The following is a 19914-nucleotide window of genomic DNA, read 5'->3' on the forward strand; positions in this document are numbered from 1 at the left end:
ATAGTGGCTAGTATATCCGGGATGAACTGCATTCGAACCGAGTGCCGGGTATTATCAAATAAGGTAATGACAGACCATCCAATGAACCACCATATTCTCAACCTTTTCTCACAATGGTGAATAATTATTGTTATTTGCACTCTCATGAAGAGTCGGTATAGTTTTAGTAAGTGAGACATTGATGATGAACGTATATAAGGAGATTTATAAAACCCCGGGTAGCTTTGCTTTCTCATCTGCGGCCTTCATTGGACGGATGCCGAGGGCAATGACAGGGCTGGGAATCATCATCATGCTTTCACAGTTTCGTGGCGAGTATGCACTTTCGGGAACGGTTGCTGCGATATTTTCGTTATCTGGGGCCGTACTGGCCCCTCAGGTATCCCGATTGGTAGATCGTCACGGTCAAAGAAAAATTTTGCCGATCGCAGCGATTGTCAGCGCGTCTTTCATGTTGGCTCTTTTATTTTTCGCGCGACAGAATGTGCCGGCATGGGCGCTTTTGGCATGCGCTGCTTTTGCCGGATGCATGCCAAGCATGTCGGCCATGGTAAAAGCGCGATGGACACCTTTGCTTCGAGGCCGACCGCAATTGAAAGCTGCATATGCCTTGGAGGCTGTCCTTGATGAAGTTAGTTTCATTATTGGACCGCCCTTAGCTATTGGCTTGAGCGTGACGTGGTTCCCGGAGGCCGGATTGCTTTGTGCAGTACTGCTCCAACTGCTTGGAGTGGGACTGTTTGTCATGCAAACGCGCACGGAGCCGCAGATTGATCAGCGAGTATCGCACTACGATAAATCCCCACTCGGAATAGCGGGCGTTCGGACATTGTTAATCTTGTTGTTGTCGATGGGCATCATTGTTGGAACCATTGATGTAGTGAGTATTGCATTTGCGAGTCAACACGGCCAGGCGGCGTCAGCGAGCGTTGTCTTGTCTGCGTACGCACTCGGCTCATTTATTGGCGGATTGCTGTTTGGCGCAATCAAGATAGACATCCCACTAGGACGGCAGTTGCTGTATTCCGGTATTGCAACTTTGCTCACAACCTTGCCTTTGTTTTTTGTCGGAAATATCACAAGCCTGGCCATCACCATGCTTCTCAGCGGGGTGTTTTTCGCGCCAACCCTGATCGTAGCCATGTCATTGGTAGAGCGCATAGTGCCAGGAAACCAACTGACAGAAAGCTTTGCCTGGTTGGGCAGTGGCTTGAATGTTGGGATCGCTATGGGTGCGGCCGTCTCGGGGTGGCTTGTGGATGGTTTGGGTGCGCACAGCGGTTTTGCAGTTGCCCTTTGCGCGGGGGGCGCTGTCCTTGTCACAGTCTTGGTTGGGCAGCGGTATTTCAGCAACTGTTGAAAACGCGATATATGATGAAAATACTTTTGCTAGTATCCACATGTCCAATAATATCGCAGTCCATTCCATCGACGTGAAACCGTAGGATTTTTTAATGGATCTTTCTTAAATGTGCGTTGCACCCATCCATCCAACGTATTTTTGTGGGGCTTGAGCTGCTTCATGATTGCTTCGATCTGCGTCCTGGTCCAAAAATCTGTCTTCGGGAGTGGATTCAAAACCCTAAAATTTCTTATAAAAAATGGACCGGTTTCGTTGACTACGATGCTTTTCAGGTTCTGAATAACCCATCGGTGCTACGTTGGTTTAACACTGCTCCGTTACTTTATGCGTCCGAAGCCAATCCTTAAGAGCATCGTTCACACGGGTTTGCCAGCCTGGGCCAGACTTGCGGAATACTTCCAGTACTTCATCGTCCAGTCGAATGGAAATTTGGGTTTTATGCCCACTTCCGACCGGGCGACCTAGTTTGCGCGGATCGACTCGGACCAAGTGATCAAAACCGTCTTTCGGATCGAAAGTATCAGGGTCAGAGGCAATCGCTTTGTTGATTGCATCGTTCTCTTCAATGGACGGTTTTAACAGTTTTTTCATAACGCTCAAGCTCCCGATCGTTGGCCTTCCGCAAGCTGATGATTCGATATGCATCATGGCGGACGGTGAAAATAACGTAATACAAGCGGATGTTCAGCGGCGCATATCCGATATAACGGGCTTCGCTGTAATCTATGCGCCTGTCCTCATAAATGACAATCGCATCCCAATCCAGTTTAGAAGCTTTCGTAAAATACACGCCATGTTTAGCGAAATTAATTGCGTTCTTTAGTGGATCAAATTCGATTTTCAATTTATTTGATTACCTTGTTGTAGATATAATTATATATACGTTAAATTAAAAATTCAAGAAATTAATGTATATATATTAATTGGCTGATTCCGATATCAGGGTGGCATTTTTTAGCGGCTGTCCTGGTAGAGCGTACTCACAAGCCGAGATAAATTCTGACTTACCTGACAAGCAGATGAGTCAGATACAGGTACGGGCTTGGGAGGCAACGTCTAACGCTAAACGATTCTAGTCGAATGTGAATAGATATCGAAAGCAGGAGGCGGGGCATTTCCGCCACGCTTGACGTCTCATTTTTTGCAAGACAAGCTGGAAGAGGCTGCGTAAACTCTATCGATGTTTGGTCAAACGCAAGGCATCAACAACCAGTGAAAACGCGGGCGACGACTGGCGGCGGCTCGGATAATACAAATGATAACCTCCAAATGGAGCGCACCAGTCTTCCAATACCCGGATGAGCTCCCCACTATCCATATAAGGCATCAATTCATCTTCGGGTAATAAGACAAGTCCAAGGCCGGCCAATGCTGCTTCAATCTGCGGCTGGGTGGTGTTGAAAATCAATTGGCCATCAACCCGTACATTTACTTGTCGGCCATTGTGTTCAAAATCCCACACATAGAGGCCCCCGGAACTTTGCATCCGCTGGTTGATGCATCGGTGCTTCATGAGGTCCTGAGGTTTCCTTGGTACTGAATTGGCGGCAAAGTACTCCGGTGAGCCGACCACCGCCAGGCGCATGACGGGACCGATGGGGATGGCGATCATGTCTTTGTTAATGGTGTTGCCCAGGCGCACGCCCGCATCAAATCGGTCGGCCACAATATCGCGCAGTCCGAAATTCACGTCAAATTCCAGATTGATATCCGGATAGTCGCGTACCAGCGGCATGAGTTTGGGCAGCAGGATGCTATGCAGGGCAAAGTCACCACAAGTAATGCGGACGGTGCCAGCCGGTTTATTGCGCAGCTCTGTCAACTCTTCCAGTTCGGACTCGATTTCATCGAATCTGTGGCCAATGGCATTCAGCAGGCGTTCTCCTGCCGCTGTTGGCGAGACACTGCGGGTGGTACGTGTCAGCAGGCGGATATCCAGCCTGGTTTCAAGGCCCCGAATGGCTTGGCTCAGCGCAGACTGCGTGACCCCAAGCAGGGATGCCGCGCGCGTGAAACTGCCTTCCCGTGCAACGGTGACAAAGTATAGGAGATCGTTGAGGTTGCGCTTTACCATTTTTCCAGTGTCTCACAGATTATTAATTAGTATAGCTTATAAGGCTATTAAGAATTAATTAGCTAGTAATGAGGCTCGATCTGCCTCACAATTCCCCTAATGAAAACACTCAATTTCAATTGCAACCCATACCTGAGATGGGCAGGTAGAACCTTGCTTGTCTGCGTAAATGCGTGGTTGCTTAGCGGTGCAGGCGCGGCATTAGCCCAGCGTGCACCGAACACTGTCCAGCCATTCTCAAAGGAATTTCCCATGAAAATTCGTCTTGTCGCCGGTGCGCAAACCGCCACCGCCACACTGTATGACAATGCCACTGCAAGGGATTTTGCAGCGTTGTTGCCTCTTACCCTGACATTGACTGATTATGACCGTATCGAGCGGGTTGCCGATCTGCCTCGCAAGCTGTCTACGCAAGGGGCTCCGGAAGGGATGGCGCCTGTCGCTGGCGAGCTGACTCATTACGCGCCCTGGGGCAATTTGGCGATCTTCATCGAACCGCGTTCGTATTCGCGTAGTCTGTTACCACTGGGTAAGGTCGATGAGGGCCTCTCTGTCCTTTCGCAGCCAGGGCCATACCAAGTGCGGATCGAGCGCGCTGAGCCCTGAGTCAACTATTTGTATGCAAAGAAATCTGAATCCTGCACAGTTCACAAAATTTGAAATCACACGATCCTCTACGCAACATTTTCTGTTGGTACTAGATGGAAAAAAATAGTCTATGACAACTACCATTATCGACGAGTCCATGAACACGAATAAAAATGAAACGTCAGCTTCCTGGAGTGGTGTATTCGCCATGTCGGTTTGCGCGTTCGCGCTGATCGCATCAGAGTTTCTGCCTGTCAGCCTGCTGACGCCTATTGCGAATGAATTGAATATCTCCGAAGGCATGGCCGGCCAAGGCATTGCCATTTCGGGTGCCTTTGCCGTACTGACGAGCCTCTTTATCTCTGCGATGGCGGGTGGTTTGAACCGCAAGATACTTCTTCTAGGGTTGACTGCCGCCATGGGCGTGTCTGGCGCAATTGTGGCGTTGGCGCCTAACTATCTGACCTATATGCTGGGTCGTGCACTGATCGGCGTCGTCGTGGGCGGGTTCTGGTCTATGTCGGCGGCCACTGCCATCAGGCTCGTTCCTGCGCGTGACGTGCCGCGCGCGCTGGCCATCGTCAACGGCGGCAACGCGCTGGCCACTGTGGTGGCTGCACCACTGGGCGCTTACCTTGGCACTGTTGTCGGGTGGCGGGGCGCGTTTTTGTGCCTTGTGCCGATCTCGTTGATCGCATTGCTCTGGCAATGGAAAACACTTCCCTCTATGCAGGCAGCATCTCGTGTGACGGGCATTGGGAGTGCCTTCAAGGTATTCACATTGTTTAAGCATCCTGGTGTTGTTGTCGGTATGCTGGCAAGCAGTCTGTTGTTTATGGGGCAGTTTTCGCTGTTCACGTACGTGCGGCCGTTCCTGGAAACAGTAACGGCCGTGCACGGTTCCACCATCTCCGTCGTTTTGCTCATAATCGGTGCTGCAGGTTTTATTGGTACTGTGTTGATTGGTAAAGTCCTGCAACGCGGTTTCTATCAGACATTGGTGATCATCCCGATATTAATGGCGATGACGGCTTTGGCCTTGACCGCATTTGGTGGATTGTTTGCTGCCGTAGTCGTATTGCTCGGTTTGTGGGGTTTGACGGGGACGTCGGCTCCTGTGGGGTGGTGGGCCTGGATCGCCAGGGTTTTCCCACAGGATGCTGAAGCGGGCGGTGGTTTGTTTGTTGCTGTAGTCCAGATGTCCATTGCACTGGGTTCGACTTTGGGCGGGCTGCTTTTCGACCATAGTGGGTATCAAAGCACGTTTATCGTAAGCGCCGTGCTATTGGCGATGTGTGCTGTGCTCACAATGTTGACGGCACGAAAAACAAGGCATGCCGCATGAACTGTATGGTCCACGCGCGGCTGTGAAGGAGCAGCGGGCTGAACTCAAGGCCGTGGATACCAGTGTCGTATGGGATTGTGATTCTAAATATATTTAAATGAATCATTTTTGATTCAAATTGTCTTAATTTTATTAAAATAAGTTAAAATTATGTCATTGATAACTGAAGAAATTTCCGGATTCAATGACATCTATGGAACCTGTAAAGACTAGAGCAAATACGCTCGAAGGCAAGGCACTCAATGCACAAGGTGCGACAAGAAACGATGAGAAGTTTCTTGCCTCGTTGGCGCTGGCGCTGCTTGAGAACCCAGCGGCCACCTTGCAGGAACTGGCTCGTGCTTTAGGGGTCAGCAAGGCAACACTTTATCGTTTCTGTCCGACGCGCGATCAGCTTGTCGAGCGCCTGATGGAACACGCGACGCGCTCTCTTAGCCAGGCCATCCGCAGCGCCGAACTGGGGCGTGATCCTCCGCTGGAGGCACTCAGGCGACTGACCGTCAAGAGCCTGGAGAATCAGGAGCTGACACTTTTCCTGACGTTTTTCTGGAGACCCGGCGCGTCGATTGAGGAACAGGCGTACACAGACTGGATGACTGCGCTGGACGCCTTTTTCTTGCGGGGGCAACAGGCCGGCGTGTTTCGCATCGACATCTCTGCCGCGGCCATGACGGAACTATGGATTTCTATATTGATTGGGCTGCAGGATGCCGAGCGGCGCGGTCGAGTCGCGAGGGTGGGTCTGCCTGCCCTGTTTGAGTTGTCGTTCCTGCACGGAACCACTCAGGTTTGAATGCGGTTGGAAGTACAGGCAGTCATGTTTGGTTCCGAATGACCAGGGTAATGCTCTGTGCTTCTTTGTCAATTGTTGGAAGAAGGACATTAGATGGTTCAAGGAAACCGTTGGCTGATTCTGGCCATCGTCTCGAGCGCGCTGCTGCTCATTGTCATCGATATGACGGTACTCTACACGGCGCTGCCGACACTCGCTCACGACCTGAACGTGAGCGCCAGTGAAAAGCTCTGGATCGTCAATATTTATCCGTTGATCGTTGCGGGGCTGCTGCCCGGTCTGGGTACGCTTGGTGACCGCATCGGACACAAGCAGACTTTCCTGGCTGGCCTGCTGGTGTTCGGGTTGGCTTCATTGTGGGCCGCCTATTCGCCCACAGCAGCATCGCTGATCGGTGCGCGCGTCATGTTGGCGGCCGGTGCCGCCCTGATGATGCCGGCGACCCTCTCGCTCATCCGTCTGACGTTCACAGATGCCCGGGAGCGGTCCTTCGCGATCGGCGTCTGGGCGGCTGTTGCATCAGGCGGCGCGGCGCTTGGTCCAGTGGTCGGCGGTTTTCTGCTGGAGCATTTCTGGTGGGGATCCGTCTTTCTCATTAACATACCGGTCGTGCTCGTCGCGCTGCTGGCAGGGGGGCTTCTTCTGGAGAAGCGGCCTGGCAATCCCGAGTTGCAGTGGGATCTGGTTGGCTCGATACTGATCATGGTTGGTCTTATCGGCATGACTTTCGCGATAAAGGAAATCGCAAAGATCGATCCGTCGTCCATCATTGCGGCTGCCGCGCTGGCTATCGGTGCCATTGCGCTGTTCGCGTTCGTGCGCCGTCAGAGCCGTCGCGCCAGCGTACCGTTGATCGATTTTTCCCTGTTTTCCAACCCCATCTTTGCGGGCGGAGTGTTGGCCGCAATGGTGGCCTCGGGTTCGCTGATCGGCGTTGAACTTGTCTATAGCCAAAGACTGCAGCTGGTGCAAGGATTCTCGCCGCTCGAAGCCGGGCTGCGCATTCTTCCCATCCCGCTTGCGGCCTTCGTTGCAGGCCCGCTTATCGGTCTGCTTCTCCCGCGCCTCGGAACGAAGCTGCTGCTATGGTTGCCGTTAGGCGTGATCGCGCTCGCGCTGCTTGTCTTTCTGTTGACCCGCGACATGGCGCCCGTCTACTGGATGACTTCGCTTGTTGTCATGGGCTTCGCGGTTGGAGCTGCGGTGACTACGGCTTCGAGTGCGATCATGCTATCGGCGCCAGAAAAAAGCGCAGGAATGGCTGCCTCCATCGAGGAGGTGTCGTACGAGCTGGGAGGTTCGCTCGGCATTGCCGTGCTCGGTAGCGTGATGTCGGCTTTTTACACGCGAAGTCTGGTCATTCCGGAAGGAGTCGCCGTGCCCGATCAAGTGCGTCAGGGGCTCGATCAGGCCCTGCTCTATGCAGAGCGACTGGAGGAAGGGCAACGAGAGGCCGTCGTTAATCTTGCGCGCGCCGCCTTTGACCATTCCTTCTCGGCTGTTATCGTCACGACCGCCATCCTGCTGGCTGTCGCCTCGCTGGTGCAATGGCTGATTGTTCTGCGACGAGCTTGCGATCCGCCACTAACGGGCGCGGGACATCATTAGGCAGCATAACGACAGGCCGCCGGGCGGCTGTAGCGTTCAACAATTAAGTTGAATGAAAAAGCTCAAGAATAGGGTAGTCTCATAAAGCTGGCGACGGAAGCGATTGCAGCAAAGAGCGCGCCGAGCCAGATTGCGTTTATTGCACCGTAGGTCGACGACATGGTAAAGCAGGCTGCCACGAGTGCCGCGCCGGTCGACTGGCCCAGCAGTCTGACGGTGCCTATCATGCCGCTGGCACCACCGCTGCGCTCTGGCGGCGCCGAGGACATGATGGTACGCACGTTCGGGGACTGGAAGAATCCGAATCCGGCGCCACACAGCGCCATGCGCCAGCCTATATCAAGCGGGGTCGGATCGGCCGGCATGAGCGCCAGAAAAGCCATTCCGGCGCTTAGCATGATCAGTCCGACGCCGGCCAACAGGCCGGCCGGATAGCGGTCGGATAACCGTCCCGCGACAGGGGCCATCGCTGCAACCAGAATGGGCCACGGCGTAATCAGAAAACCTGTTTCGATCTGGGTATATCCCAGCACCTGCTGGAGCATGAAAGGCAGAGAGACAAAAGCCAGGGCTTGCGTGGCAAATGTACAAACGGCGGTCGCCGCCGATAATGCAAAAATCGGTTTGCGAAGCAGGTCCAGCGCCAGCAGCGGTGCCGGAACGCCGGCCTGACGGCGAAGCAGAGCGAGCAGGCACAGTAGGGTCAGCGCACTGGTCAGCACCAGTGTCCAGCCCGTATTGCCTTGTGCGCCTGCATTCAGTGAATAAACGAGTAATCCAAAAAAACCGGCGCACAAAAGAGCGGCGTGTGGATCATAGGATCGGCTGCTCTGCGGCGTCGCGGGCAGTGCCCGCAGGCCCAGCGCCATGGCAACAAGGCCTATCGGTATATTGATCAGAAAGAGCCAGTGCCAGCTGCCTACCGATAAGATCAGGGACGCCAGGGTAGGCCCCGCTGCGAATGAAATCCCGACCACAAGCGAATTCAAGCCGACTCCGCGTCCCAATGAGCCGGATGGATAGATAAAACGCACCATGGCGCCATTGACCGCCATCAGTCCTGCGGCACCCAATCCCTGTACGACGCGGGCAAACACCAGCCACTCCAGCGAAGGGGCCATGCCGCAAGCCAGAGAGGCCAGCGTAAACAGAACAAGTCCTGCCATTAAAATGCGGCGGTGCCCGATGATTTCGCCCAGTGAGGCGGCAGGCAATAATGCGGCGACGACGGCAAGCTGATAGGCGCTGACGATCCAGACAGATAACGCTTGCGTCGTACCCAGATCTGATGCCATGGTGGGCAAAGCCGTATTGGCGATCGCCGTGTCCAGACTGGCCATTGACACGCCCAGCATGACGGCCAATACTGATTTCCAGCGCTCGTTCTGGGGAACACCCTGGCTGATGGGATAAATTTCTGTAGAAGCGAAGCGAAACAGCATGCGGTCACGGCCTGGTCGGTGATTTGAAACGTCTCAAGGAGCGTTTGAAAAGAGAAGCTAACCTTCTTATTCTAACCCTCTAACGCTGACGAATAACTGAGGAGGACCGTCACGGGCAATTTGCCAGGGGTGCTATAAATTTTTCGTTTTTCTTCACAACCGGTCACGCAGGGTCGAATTTACGTTTGTATAACTTGCGAAGCCAGTCGATAAAAACGCGCAGTCTCTGGGGCATATGCTCGCGATACGGATACAGCACCGACAGCGGTAAATCCGGGCTCGACCATTCAGGCAGGACTTCAATAAGCGCTCCCTGCCGCAACGCTTCTTCGACATGAAAGCGCGGCACCTGAATCAGTCCGTAGCCATGCAGCGCGCTGGTGACATAGTTTTCTGCGTCATTAACGGATATCCAGCTCTCCAGAAAAAAGTTTTCCGTTTTGCCCTTGATGGTGAACTGCAGCGGATAACGAACCATACCGCTACGGGAAAAGAACCGGACTTCTTTGTGCTTTGAGAGTTCTTGCGGATGACTGGGTGTTCCAAACGTATCAATATAGCCCGGACTGGCGCAGACAACTTGCGGCAACACGGCCAGTTTTCTGGCGATCAATGTAGAGTCCCTGGGCGTTCCTGCGCGTATGACGCAGTCAATCCCCTCACGAACCAGGTCGACCAGCCTGTCGCCACTGCTGATCACTAATTCAATATGGGGATATTTCGCATGAAATTCATGGATATTGGGCAATACGATAGTGGTGGCGTGCGTACCATGCATATCGACGCGCAATACGCCCTGCGGGTCCCGAGTGCTCTGGCTAACCGACGTGAAAGCGTTGTCCAGCTCGCCGAGCAAACGTACGCATCGTTCATAAAACGCCTGTCCGTCGTGGGTTATGCGCACATGCCTCGTAGTCCGGTCCAGCAGGCGTGTGCCCAGACTGGTCTCCAGTTCCTTGATGGCATAGGTCGCCGTCGCGCGCGGTATGTTCAGGGCGCTTGCTGCCTGGCTGAAGCTGCCCATTTGCACAATGCGGATGAATAGTTGGAGGGAATTTAGGCGGTCCACGGTTCGATTGTTGAGATTTGTTGAATTCAGATGCCAGGCTTGCGGTATTTACTTGGCCAGTATATACAAGAATAATGTTTCATCAGAATGGTTTTTTCAATCAATCAGTTGGAGCATGTAATGAATTCAGAAAATATGAAAGCGGCGATTGTGACCGGCGGTTCCAGAGGGATCGGTCGGGCCATCGCCAAACGCCTGGCCAAAGACGGCTTCGCGGTCGTTGTCAATTATGCCGGGAACGTTGGCAAGGCGCAGGAAACTGTCAGCGAAATAGAGCAGGCTGCGGGCAAAGCCGTCGCCGTTCAGGGCGATATCTCGAATCCCCAGGATGTACTGGCGCTTTTCGAGTTCGCACAAAAGACATTCGGACGGGTTGATGTTGTTGTCAATAGTGCGGGTGTGATGCCCATGGCATCGATCGATGCGAAGAATCTGGCTGACTTTGATAAAACGATTGCGACCAATTTGCGCGGCGCTTTTCTGGTGCTGGCACAGGCCGCGACCGCTGTTCGGGAAGGTGGCCGGATCATTGCATTATCCAGCAGCGTCATCGCCAAATCATTTCCGGGCTATGGCCCTTATATTGCGTCCAAGGCCGGCGTAGAAGGACTGGTGCGCGTGTTGGCCAATGAAATGCGAGGTCGTCATATTACAGTGAACGCCGTGGCGCCCGGACCGGTCGATACCGAGCTTTTCCGCCAGGGTAAAACGGCGGCACAGATTGAGCAGATCGCCAAACTCGCGCCCTTGGAGCGATTGGGGACGCCGGAAGATATTGCCGCCGTGATTTCATTTTTGGCGGGAGAGGGCGGGGGATGGGTGAACGGGCAGATACTGCGGGCCAACGGCGGGTTTGCCTGACGTTCTGTTTTCTTCGTCCGAAGAACAGCCAACACCGGCGCTGTCCCTTTACGCCGTTTGGCTTCTTCATAAAGATTGACGGATTCACTTTTTAAATGTTATGTTATAACATAACTTTTTAAAACCAGCCCAATGCTGTCGCGCCTTGTTGAGCCGAGCCCGGGAATTGCAAGTGAATTCGTAATATGAATGAGAGATTTACAGCCATCGTCAGCTTATTGGCGCTGATGGCATGGAGCAGTTCGGCCGCGCCCGGCCCATTGGAGGAAGAATCGGAGAGGCGTGCACGTCCGCTTGTTTCGGCACCTCCCGGCGACTATGTCATGACCTTGCCGACTGTGGTGGTTACGGCGACTGATAATGAGCGGCAACTGAGTCATGCGCCCGCCAGTATCACCATTGTCGACGGAGAGCAGTTACGCCGGCGACCCGTCAATGATCTGGCAGATGCCCTCAAAGACACGGTCGGAGTCAGTCTGGAAAATGTCGGACAGGGACGCAGGGGAATATCTATTCGCGGCATGAGTGGGGAGCATACGCTGATGCTCGTTGACGGACAGCGGATCAGTTCTTCTGCTTCGGCAATTGCTCATTCCGATCTCGAGTTAGGCTGGGTGCCTGCAGAGGCAATCGAGCGCGTGGAGGTGGTGCGTGGGCCGATGTCGTCGTTGTATGGGTCAGAAGCCCTGGGCGGGGTTGTCAACGTGATCACGCGCGATGCGACTGATCATTGGGCGGGGTCGCTCAGCAGCTATGCGCTTGCCAATGATCATGGTCTGGGCGGTAACCAGTACAAAAACGGCTTTTATATTGGTGGACCGATTGTGCCCGGTCAACTGGGGCTGACCGCCTGGGGGGAGTTCAGGCAGCGCAGTATGTTGCACGATGCCACCGATACCGCATTAAGCGCGCTTGACCGGCAACGCGCCCTGACCGGGCATCTCGGACTGAGCTGGACGCCGGATTCCCGGCAGCGTATCGACCTGACCGCAGATGCCGTCAACGAAAAACAGGCCGGCGTGCATGGCGGATCTCGCGGGGTCCCATACCGCAGCGAAAACGAAATCCAGCGCCGTCGTTATGCTTTCTCTCACACAGGGGACTGGAATTGGGGGACCAGCCGGGTCCGTTTGTATCGCAGTACCCTGGACCGGCAGATCTGGCGTAGTGATGGCGATGATGCCAGTGGTCCCAATCGTTTCGTCGATACGGTGTTGGATACGCAGGCCAGTTTCCGCGTGGGCCCGATCCATAGGCTGACCGTCGGGGGCCAAGTCAGGCGCGAAACCCTGGAAGATCCGAATGTAAATCGCAAAGGCAAGCAGTCCCAAAATCATTACGCATTATTTGTGCAGGATGAGATGGCGCTGGGTAAACACTGGGAATTGGTACTGGGCAGCCGCGTCGACCGGCATGAGGATTTCGGCTGGGAGATCAGTCCTCGCGCGTATCTGCTTTTCCATCCCACGGAACGCCTGACATTGAAGGCCGGGGTAGGGCGCGGCTTCAAGGCGCCGACGCTCAAGCAACTGTCTCCGGAATTCGAGTCCTGGGCTGCAATGGGTGGACGAGGCGTCATCAGGGGAAATCCGGAGCTGCAGCCCGAGACCAATCGTTCCTTTGAGTTGGGGGCGGCTTATGAGACGCAATCGTGGTCGGCCAGTGCGACCTTTTTTCACAATGATGTACGCAACCTGATCGATACAGTCAGGCAGCCTGCCTGCTTTGTTCCTGGCCGCGTCTGCCTGGCGTACGAGAATGTCGCCAGGGTCCGCCTGCAAGGCGTGGAGTTGACTGGCGGCGTGGATTTGTCGCCCCGGTGGCGGCTGGATGCCAATTACACTTATCTGGATGCCCGCGACCGCGTTAGCGGCGGGCCGATGCCTGATCGCTCCCGGCATCGCGCGAATGCGACGCTGGCCTGGAAACCGCTGGCGTCCCTGTCTACGCGGGTGCAGCTTGAATACATCGGCGCTCAGCAGCGGGCGGACGAAGCGGGCAAACGCCCGGGGTATACGCTGTTGCACTGGTATCTGGACTACGCCCTGAATCGCAATCTCAGTGTGCAGGTCGGTGTGGAAAACCTCAGTGACAAGCGTCTGGCCAATGACGACCTCGCTCTTTACAGTCGAGCCGATGAAGGGCGGCGCTATTTTGTCGGATTAAAGGCACAATTCTGATGCGGCTGCAATGTATAAACAGGAGGGTTTGTCAGCAACAGTCGCAGCAATGGGTCCGCCTGATATGCAGTGGCTTGCTGGCGCTTTATTTCAGCCTGATCGCTGCTAATGTGTATGCGGGACCGGTGGTGCAGGTGCTGCACAATCATTTCGTTTCGGCAGACAAATTTGCGCATTTGCAGCGTATTGCTGCTCAGGAAGACGTGACGCTGCAGGCGCTGGATGTAGAGACGGCATCGTCGCAGGAACTCAAAGTAGCGCTTGCCAACGCGGCGTTGATTGTGCTTGATGCGCCCAGGCCGGGTGATCGTGCAATGGTCGAGGAACGGCTGGCACAGGCGCGGCAATCGCCGGCTCGCAATAATGACACGCCGCAACTGACGGTGGGCGGTGGCCGACCACAATGGCAGAATCTGGAAGCGCGCGCGGGAGCCGTCCTCGCCGGGCTATACAGTGTGGGTGGAGAAGACAATTTCCGACGCTTCTTTGCACTGGCCCGTTCTGCATCTGAAGGTGAAGAGCCCTCCATTGAACAGTTGAAGGCGCCCGAGCGTGCTGCGGATATCGGTTTCTATCACCCGCAAGCCAGTCGGATTTTCGACAATGTAGAAGCCTATCTGGACTGGCATGCCACGACCTATTCGCTGGTGGCCACAGGGCAGGGATATTCAGGTCGTGTCGCTTTCCTGATCAGCCGGCAAGTGGTGACGGATTTCGTCACCCGCGAGGTGGATGAGCTGGTTCGCCGCAGCGAAACCGCTGGCCTGGTACCGATTGTTTTCTGGGTGGATGCGGACAAACCGGCAGGACTGGCCGGCGCCCTGCAAAACGCCAGGGTAGACGTGCTCGTCAACCTGACGCATATGCGCGACGGCGCCGCGCGGGCACGCGATTTCAGGACGCTGAACGTGCCTGTGATCCAGACCCTGAGTTTTCGGGAAGGTGAAGCGAGCGCATGGCCCGCTGCTGCCAGCGGCGTGAATGCCCGCACCGCTGCCATCTTCCTGGCTGGCCCGGAAGGCTGGGGGATCAGCGACCCGCTGGTTTTATCGGCCGCCACTGCAGGTGTGGATAATTTGCTGCCGCTGCAGGCAGACGCCCTGATTGCCAAATTGCAGAGCCTGGTGGCCTTGCGACATACGCCTGCTGCCGACAAGCGCCTTGCATTGATGTTCTGGAATTATCCCGCCGGTGAAAAGAACCTGGGCGCATCCAATCTGAACCTGCCGCGCAGCGTTGTGTCGATCCAGGTAGCGCTGGCGGCGCAGGGTTACGCGGTCGGTGAGCCGTTAAGCGAAAAGCGCGTCATTGAGACCGGACAGCGTATGCTGGGTGCATTATACGGTCGTGTATCCCTGGACGATCTGCTGGCAGACGACCTGGCTGGCCTCTATCCGCTGGCCGATTACGAGCGCTGGCTGGCGACGCTGCCTGGCGAACGGCAGGCACAATTGCGTCATCAGGGCCCGCCGGCGCGTCATCATTCGGTGCGCGAGATCGACGGGCAGCGTTATTTCGTGATTCCCCGGTGGCAGATCGGGCACCTGCTGGTCATGCCGCAAATGCCGCGCCACGCCGATACGGCTGCGCACTATCATGACACCGCCAGCGCGCCCGACCATCTGTACATGGCCGCGTATTTGTATTTGCAAAAGCAGTACCGTGCCCATGCGCTCATTCACCTGGGCACGCACGGAACACAGGAATGGTTGCCGGGCAAGGATCGTGGCCTGGCTGCGACAGACTATCCCTGGCTCGCTGCGGGAGGTCTGCCCATATTCTATCCGTACATCCAGGACAATATCGGCGAAGCCATTCAGGCCAAGCGGCGCGGCCGGGCGGTCACCATCAGTCACCAGACGCCGCCCTTCGCACCAGCCGGACTCTATGACCAGTTGCGTGACCTGCATCTCATGATCCATGAGTACCAGCAACTGGATGAGGGCATGGTACGGGATCAGGTAGCGACGCGTATTCGGCAAGCCGCTTTCGCGGCCAACCTGCACCAGGACCTGGGATGGAGCAGGGATCAGGCCGAAAGCGATTTTGCGGGCTTTCTGCAGGCGGTCCACGATCAATTGCATGAGTTGGCGCGCACGGCCATGCCGCTGGGGCTGCACACCTTTGGCCAGCCCGCCAGCGCCGCGCATCGTGCAAGCACCATCATGCAGCAACTCGGCGAGCCTTTCTATGCCGCACTTGGTGTGGACCAAAACGAGCTTTTCACCGCAGACCACGACGCACTGTTGACGAACCCGGCATATCGCGCTGTGCAGCAAATGCTGGACCCAGTCGAAGCGAAGATGCCGCGCGGCCCCGTCGCCGATTTTGCCCAGCGCGTCAGGGAGCAGGATCGGCGTCTGCGCGACACGCAGGAGAATGAGGCATTGCTTGCCGGGTTGGCCGGTGGGTTTGTTTTGCCAGGTGCGGGGGGCGATCCGGTTCGCGATCCGAGCGTGGAGAGCGGGCGCAATTTATACGCCTTCGAGGCAGATAAAATTCCTTCCCGTGCTGCCTACGATGCGGCAGCGACGGCGTACGACCAGTTGGTAGAGACGTTTCGTGCCCAGCACAATGGTGAATGGCCGCAAAAGCTGGCGTACAGCTTGTGGTCATCCGAAGCAATCCGTCATCTGGGGGTGACAGAAGCGCAGGTTCTGCATGCCTTGGGACTGCGTCCTGTCTGGGACAGCGGGGGTCGGGTCACCACTCTGGAGATTATTCCCGTCAAAACGCTGGGCAGACCGCGCTCTGATGTGGTGATTCACGTGACCGGTGTGTACCGGGACCAGTTCGACAGTTTCATGCGACTGCTTGACGATGCATTGCTGCGGCTGGCAGCGTTGGACGAACCGGGCAATCCCATTGCCGCGAATAACCGGCGTGTCGCAGCGGTGCTGCGGCAACAGGGTATGACGGCGGATCAGGCCGATGTCGCAGCCCGGTATCGTATTTTTGGCAATGAGCCTGGCGCGTACGGCACCGGTGTACCCGATCTGGCGTTGCGCTCAACCGAGTGGGACGATGATGCCGGACTGGCCCAGCGCTTTCTGGATAGTAGCGGCTATGCCTACGGCACCAGGCAATTGACACAGACATCGACCGGAACCAATTTGCTGGCCGAGCAACTACGGGGAACGCAAGCCGCGATCATGTCGCGGTCGTCAAACTTGCACGGTGTGCTTTCTACGGACCATCCGTTCGAGTTCATGGGCGGTCTCTCGGCGGCCATTCGCCACCTGGACGGCCAGGCGCCGCAATTGCTGATTTCCGATCTGCGTGACAGCCGGATCAGAACTACCGGCCTGGCCCGCTTTCTTTCCGACGAAATGCGTGGTCGCTATCTCAACCCGCAATGGATCAGCGCCATGCAGCAGGAAGGATATGCCGGCACGCTGCAAGTGCTCAATGTGACCAATAACCTGTTTGGATGGCAGGTCATGGATCCCTCGACTGTGCGCGACGATCAATGGCAGGCCATGTTCGATACCTATGTCAATGACACGCGCGAGCTGGGCACGCACCAATGGTTCGAACAGCACAATCCCACGGCCCAGGCGCAGATCATGGAACGAATGGCTGAAGCCATTCGCAAAGGATACTGGGACGCACCCGAACAGACCCGGCGTGACCTGGCTGCGCGCTGGCAGCAACTTGACGAGCAATTGGACGTGAGTACCGGCGCACAGGTGACGCGTCAGTACCTCGCCGATTTGGCCCAGGGGTTTGGCCTGACCTCCGGCCAAGCGCCGCAACGTGATTCCGCGCCAGCCCATCCAGCCCCGCCTGAAAGCTCGACATCAGCGAAACAAACGACGCAATCTGTGCAGGGACCTGTTCTGACCCGAGTGGAGACGTCTGCCGAATCGGCGCAGGACACGGTGCTGGATACGGTGCTGGCATTGCTGGTGCTGCTGGCGGCAGGCGTAGCCGGCGGTGTGAGGCAGTGGCGGACGGGTCGCCTCTCGGGCCACGGTAGCAGCATGGGTCCGTCAGGATCCAGCCCGGACGCCGTTTGACGTACGTCGCTTAAAGTACCTCGCTTAAGGTACGCCGCTTAAATTAGTTCATTCAGTTTTTTCATTAACTCCTTCTTTATCGACATGACCCTTATGGACTATTTTGCCAATATCGAACATTTGCTGTATGCAGTCTCGCGTGTTTTTCTCATGCCGGTCCTGCTTCTGATCGCTTTTTCTCTTTTGTATGCCATTGCCATGCTGGGTGCTTTTTTTGTCGAAGGCTGGCAGCGTCGGCGGCAGCCTGGCACGGAGCGATTGCTCAGGGCGACCCGGCAAAAGCTACAGCGCATGGACATATCCTCTGGCGATATGGAACTGTATATCCTGAAGCGCCTGGAGTGGTTGCGGGTGGTATCACGCACGGCGCCGATGCTCGGATTGATTGCGACCATGATCCCGATGGGACCGGCACTGCTGGCACTGGGCAATGGCGATGCCACGGAAGTAGGTAAAAATATGGTGGCCGCGTTCTCGGCGGTCATCCTCGCATTGCTGGCGGCCAGTGTGAGTTTCTTTATTCTCACCGTCCGCCGCCGCTGGCTTTTGCAGGACTTGCAAGAGGCCGAACGGGCCCTGTTATTGCAGACGGAGTCGGTATGACGCGTTTTCTGGAAGATGATGATACCGATCCCATGTTGTCAGTGGTGAACCTGATCGATTTGTTTTTAGTTATTATCGGGTTGCTGATGATCGTCATTGCGCAGAATCCGCTGGGTCCCCTGTCACGGGATAACGTGACTGTTGTGGAAAATCCCGGTAAAGAGGACATGCGCATTACGGTCAAGGAAGGCAAGGAGCTGACACGATACGAATCCAGCGGCGAAGTCGGAGAGGGAATGGGGGCACGTGCGGGGGTAACGTATCGCCTGGATGATGGTCGCATGATTTATGTACCTGAGAAAAATTAATCTATTCGTGCTCAATCCAGATGTTTTTCAGCGATGAAATGGCGGCGTCAGGTTCAGCCCCCACGCCATGCAATTTGCTGCTGTATAGCGTGAAGTGCTGAATTTCAAACAAGGGCAGTACCGGAAGATCGTTCATGCCAATCCGCTGCAAGTCGTGAAACAGCCGGAATCGTTCTTCCGGGTCATTCGAAACCTGGATTCTTTCAATAATCTTGTCTGCTCCGGGATTCGAGTAGTTGGATGCGTTGGTCCAGGGCACTCCTTTCGCAATACTTTTCGACCAATAGTGGCGTATACCACCAATTTGCGGATCCAGGTAAGGGGAAATCTGGCCGGTATTGATATCAAAATCGTAATCGGTATAGACACGCTTGATAAAACCGGGCAGATCCTGATTGCGGACAGTCACGGCGATACCGATTGCCTTCAGGTTCTGGCGCAGGTACTCCGAGTGAAATTTGTATGCTTCATTAAATGGCTGATAATCCAGCTTCAGGGAAAAGCGGACGCCGTTTTCCTTGCGAGGATAGCCTGCTTCGTCCAGCAGGGCTTCTGCGCGTGCAGGATCAAAGGGGTATTGAGGCACGCCGTCAGTGGTATAAAAATCGGTCAGGCTGGAGGGGATCATGCCCGTTGCCGGTTTGCCGAAGTCGTACCACACTGTCTTGATCAGGCTTTTGACGTCGATTGCATGTGCAATAGCCTGGCGAACTTTGAGTTTTTCCAGAATCGGGTTGCGCAGATTGAATTCGAGAAATACATTCTGCGCCTGCCAGCTATATCCGTTGGTTGTGACCCGTAAATTGCCGGTTTGTTCAAGACGCTTCACGTCGGCATGCGCGACGGCATCGTAAGGGGCATATTGTACTTCTCCGGTTTCCAGCGCAACGGCGCGCGATCCTGCGTCGGGGACGATGCGAAATATCAATTTGTCCAGATAGGGTTTGCCGCTATCCCAGTAGTCAGGGTTGCGCTCCAGTTCGATATATTGCCCCTTGTTCCATTGCCTGAATTTGAACGCACCGGTACCGATAGGGCGAACGTTGGCCGGATTCTTGTTGAAATCTGTTCCTTCATAGATATGCTTTGGGATAACCTGGGATTCGACTGCATTCAATGCACTTAATATGACGATTGAAGGATGGGCCAGGTGCAGCACCACGGTATGTTCATCCGGTGTGTCCACCGAAGTCACGGGGGCAAACGTGACCCGGCCCCGGGTATGCAGTTTTTTCCATACTTCGAGCAGACTGAATTTGACATCCGCCGATGTGAACGGTTGTCCGTCGTGCCATTTCACGCCGTGCCGCAGATGAAAAGTGATGGTCAGCCCGTCCGGGGCGACTTCCCATCGTTCCGCCAGGCCTGGCTGGGGTTTGCTGTTCTCGTCATAGGTAAGCAAACCATCGAAAATATTTGCAGAGACGATCAGGTTCGGGAATGTATTCTGAAAGGAGGAGGTCAGCGCCGTAGGCTCCGGCTGTACGATTGCCTGCAAAGTGCCGCCTCGCACTGGCGTGACGGTCGCGGCCTGCGCGGGGAAGTAAAAGGCAAACACGAAGAGTGCCGCGCTTAAATACTTTTTCATGAACTATATTCCATTTGTAATTTGAGGTTTTAGTTGACTCTGTATATCGGATAAGGGTCTGAGGACTGCGTGG

At 55.3% G+C, this 19914-nt stretch carries 16 protein-coding genes; 10 read left to right on the plus strand and 6 right to left on the minus strand.

Annotated elements, in window-relative coordinates; translation table 11 throughout:
• Positions 1–181 precede the first annotated feature (181 nt).
• Complete coding sequence (locus W822_RS40245) at positions 182–1360, plus strand: MFS transporter (protein ID WP_024006412.1); 1179 nt, start codon at positions 182–184, stop codon at positions 1358–1360.
• A gap of 306 nt (positions 1361–1666) precedes the next feature.
• Here the strand turns inward: W822_RS40245 and W822_RS40250 are convergent, their stop codons facing one another.
• From W822_RS40250 to W822_RS40260, 3 genes are all read right to left on the minus strand, one after another.
• Positions 1667–1954, minus strand: a complete 288-nt coding sequence (locus W822_RS40250) for a BrnA antitoxin family protein (RefSeq protein ID WP_024006413.1) — start codon at positions 1952–1954, stop codon at positions 1667–1669.
• Complete coding sequence (locus W822_RS40255) at positions 1926–2207, minus strand: BrnT family toxin (protein ID WP_024006414.1); 282 nt, start codon at positions 2205–2207, stop codon at positions 1926–1928. Before W822_RS40255 ends, W822_RS40250 begins: the two co-directional genes overlap by 29 nt.
• 330 nt (positions 2208–2537) lie before the next feature.
• Positions 2538–3437 (minus strand): LysR family transcriptional regulator, encoded by a 900-nt coding sequence (locus W822_RS40260; protein ID WP_024006415.1) that lies wholly within the window; start codon positions 3435–3437, stop codon positions 2538–2540.
• Positions 3438–3689: 252 nt separating this feature from the next.
• Between W822_RS40260 and W822_RS40265 the strand changes: the two genes are divergently transcribed.
• The 4 genes from W822_RS40265 (at position 3690) to W822_RS40280 (ending at position 7771) form a co-directional block, all read left to right on the plus strand.
• Positions 3690–4043 (plus strand): cyclophilin-like fold protein, encoded by a 354-nt coding sequence (locus W822_RS40265; protein WP_024006416.1) that lies wholly within the window; start codon positions 3690–3692, stop codon positions 4041–4043.
• Positions 4044–4155: 112 nt separating this feature from the next.
• On the plus strand, positions 4156–5370 hold the full coding sequence (locus W822_RS40270) for an MFS transporter (RefSeq protein ID WP_024006417.1): 1215 nt from the start codon (positions 4156–4158) through the stop codon (positions 5368–5370).
• Between the two features lie 193 nt (positions 5371–5563).
• The gene (locus tag W822_RS40275) at positions 5564–6163 is read left to right on the plus strand and encodes a TetR/AcrR family transcriptional regulator (RefSeq protein WP_031243242.1); all 600 of its coding nucleotides are present in this window, start codon (positions 5564–5566) and stop codon (positions 6161–6163) included.
• Between the two features lie 93 nt (positions 6164–6256).
• Positions 6257–7771 (plus strand): MFS transporter, encoded by a 1515-nt coding sequence (locus W822_RS40280; protein WP_024006420.1) that lies wholly within the window; start codon positions 6257–6259, stop codon positions 7769–7771.
• Positions 7772–7833: 62 nt separating this feature from the next.
• On the opposite strand, the gene W822_RS0123910 is transcribed toward W822_RS40280, so the two are convergent.
• A complete protein-coding gene (locus W822_RS0123910; protein WP_031243248.1) occupies positions 7834–9213 on the minus strand; it encodes an MFS transporter in 1380 nt (459 codons plus the stop codon).
• A 163-nt stretch (positions 9214–9376) separates the two neighbouring features.
• Positions 9377–10282: a LysR family transcriptional regulator gene (locus tag W822_RS40285; protein ID WP_024006421.1), complete on the minus strand. Its 906-nt coding sequence runs from the start codon at positions 10280–10282 to the stop codon at positions 9377–9379.
• 120 nt (positions 10283–10402) lie between these two features.
• Between W822_RS40285 and W822_RS40290 the strand changes: the two genes are divergently transcribed.
• The 5 genes from W822_RS40290 to W822_RS40310 all read left to right on the plus strand — a co-directional run bounded on the left by W822_RS40290 (position 10403) and on the right by W822_RS40310 (position 18253).
• A complete protein-coding gene (locus W822_RS40290) occupies positions 10403–11143 on the plus strand; it encodes an SDR family oxidoreductase (protein WP_024006422.1) in 741 nt (246 codons plus the stop codon).
• Positions 11144–11328: 185 nt separating this feature from the next.
• On the plus strand, positions 11329–13323 hold the full coding sequence (locus W822_RS40295) for a TonB-dependent receptor domain-containing protein (protein ID WP_031243252.1): 1995 nt from the start codon (positions 11329–11331) through the stop codon (positions 13321–13323).
• Positions 13324–13397: 74 nt separating this feature from the next.
• Positions 13398–17342, plus strand: coding sequence for a cobaltochelatase subunit CobN (gene cobN, locus W822_RS40300; RefSeq protein WP_253272324.1), 3945 nt, complete (start codon positions 13398–13400; stop codon positions 17340–17342).
• Positions 17343–17435: 93 nt separating this feature from the next.
• The gene (locus W822_RS40305; protein ID WP_024006425.1) at positions 17436–17945 is read left to right on the plus strand and encodes a MotA/TolQ/ExbB proton channel family protein; all 510 of its coding nucleotides are present in this window, start codon (positions 17436–17438) and stop codon (positions 17943–17945) included.
• On the plus strand, positions 17942–18253 hold the full coding sequence (locus W822_RS40310) for a DUF2149 domain-containing protein (RefSeq protein ID WP_024006426.1): 312 nt from the start codon (positions 17942–17944) through the stop codon (positions 18251–18253). The genes W822_RS40305 and W822_RS40310 overlap by 4 nt, the downstream gene beginning before the upstream one ends.
• Before the next feature lies 1 nt (position 18254).
• Here W822_RS40310 and W822_RS40315 read toward each other — a convergent pair whose 3' ends face one another.
• Positions 18255–19841: an ABC transporter substrate-binding protein gene (locus tag W822_RS40315; RefSeq protein WP_024006427.1), complete on the minus strand. Its 1587-nt coding sequence runs from the start codon at positions 19839–19841 to the stop codon at positions 18255–18257.
• Between the last annotated feature and the right edge of the window lie 73 nt (positions 19842–19914).

The organism is Advenella kashmirensis W13003 (assembly GCF_000506985.1).
Taxonomy (GTDB): domain Bacteria; phylum Pseudomonadota; class Gammaproteobacteria; order Burkholderiales; family Burkholderiaceae_B; genus Advenella; species Advenella kashmirensis_A.

Excerpts from the sequence above, each read along its gene's own strand:
- W822_RS40245 (WP_024006412.1), top strand. The coding sequence starts at position 182 with ATGATGAACGTATATAAGGAGATTTATAAAACCCCGGGTAGCTTTGCT.
- W822_RS40250 (WP_024006413.1), bottom strand. The coding sequence starts at position 1,954 with ATGAAAAAACTGTTAAAACCGTCCATTGAAGAGAACGATGCAATCAAC.
- W822_RS40260 (WP_024006415.1), bottom strand. The coding sequence starts at position 3,437 with ATGGTAAAGCGCAACCTCAACGATCTCCTATACTTTGTCACCGTTGCA.
- W822_RS40265 (WP_024006416.1), top strand. The coding sequence starts at position 3,690 with ATGAAAATTCGTCTTGTCGCCGGTGCGCAAACCGCCACCGCCACACTG.
- W822_RS40270 (WP_024006417.1), top strand. The coding sequence starts at position 4,156 with ATGACAACTACCATTATCGACGAGTCCATGAACACGAATAAAAATGAA.
- W822_RS40275 (WP_031243242.1), top strand. The coding sequence starts at position 5,564 with ATGGAACCTGTAAAGACTAGAGCAAATACGCTCGAAGGCAAGGCACTC.
- W822_RS40280 (WP_024006420.1), top strand. The coding sequence starts at position 6,257 with ATGGTTCAAGGAAACCGTTGGCTGATTCTGGCCATCGTCTCGAGCGCG.
- W822_RS0123910 (WP_031243248.1), bottom strand. The coding sequence starts at position 9,213 with ATGCTGTTTCGCTTCGCTTCTACAGAAATTTATCCCATCAGCCAGGGT.
- W822_RS40290 (WP_024006422.1), top strand. The coding sequence starts at position 10,403 with ATGAATTCAGAAAATATGAAAGCGGCGATTGTGACCGGCGGTTCCAGA.
- W822_RS40295 (WP_031243252.1), top strand. The coding sequence starts at position 11,329 with ATGAATGAGAGATTTACAGCCATCGTCAGCTTATTGGCGCTGATGGCA.
- W822_RS40305 (WP_024006425.1), top strand. The coding sequence starts at position 17,436 with ATGGACTATTTTGCCAATATCGAACATTTGCTGTATGCAGTCTCGCGT.
- W822_RS40310 (WP_024006426.1), top strand. The coding sequence starts at position 17,942 with ATGACGCGTTTTCTGGAAGATGATGATACCGATCCCATGTTGTCAGTG.
- W822_RS40315 (WP_024006427.1), bottom strand. The coding sequence starts at position 19,841 with ATGAAAAAGTATTTAAGCGCGGCACTCTTCGTGTTTGCCTTTTACTTC.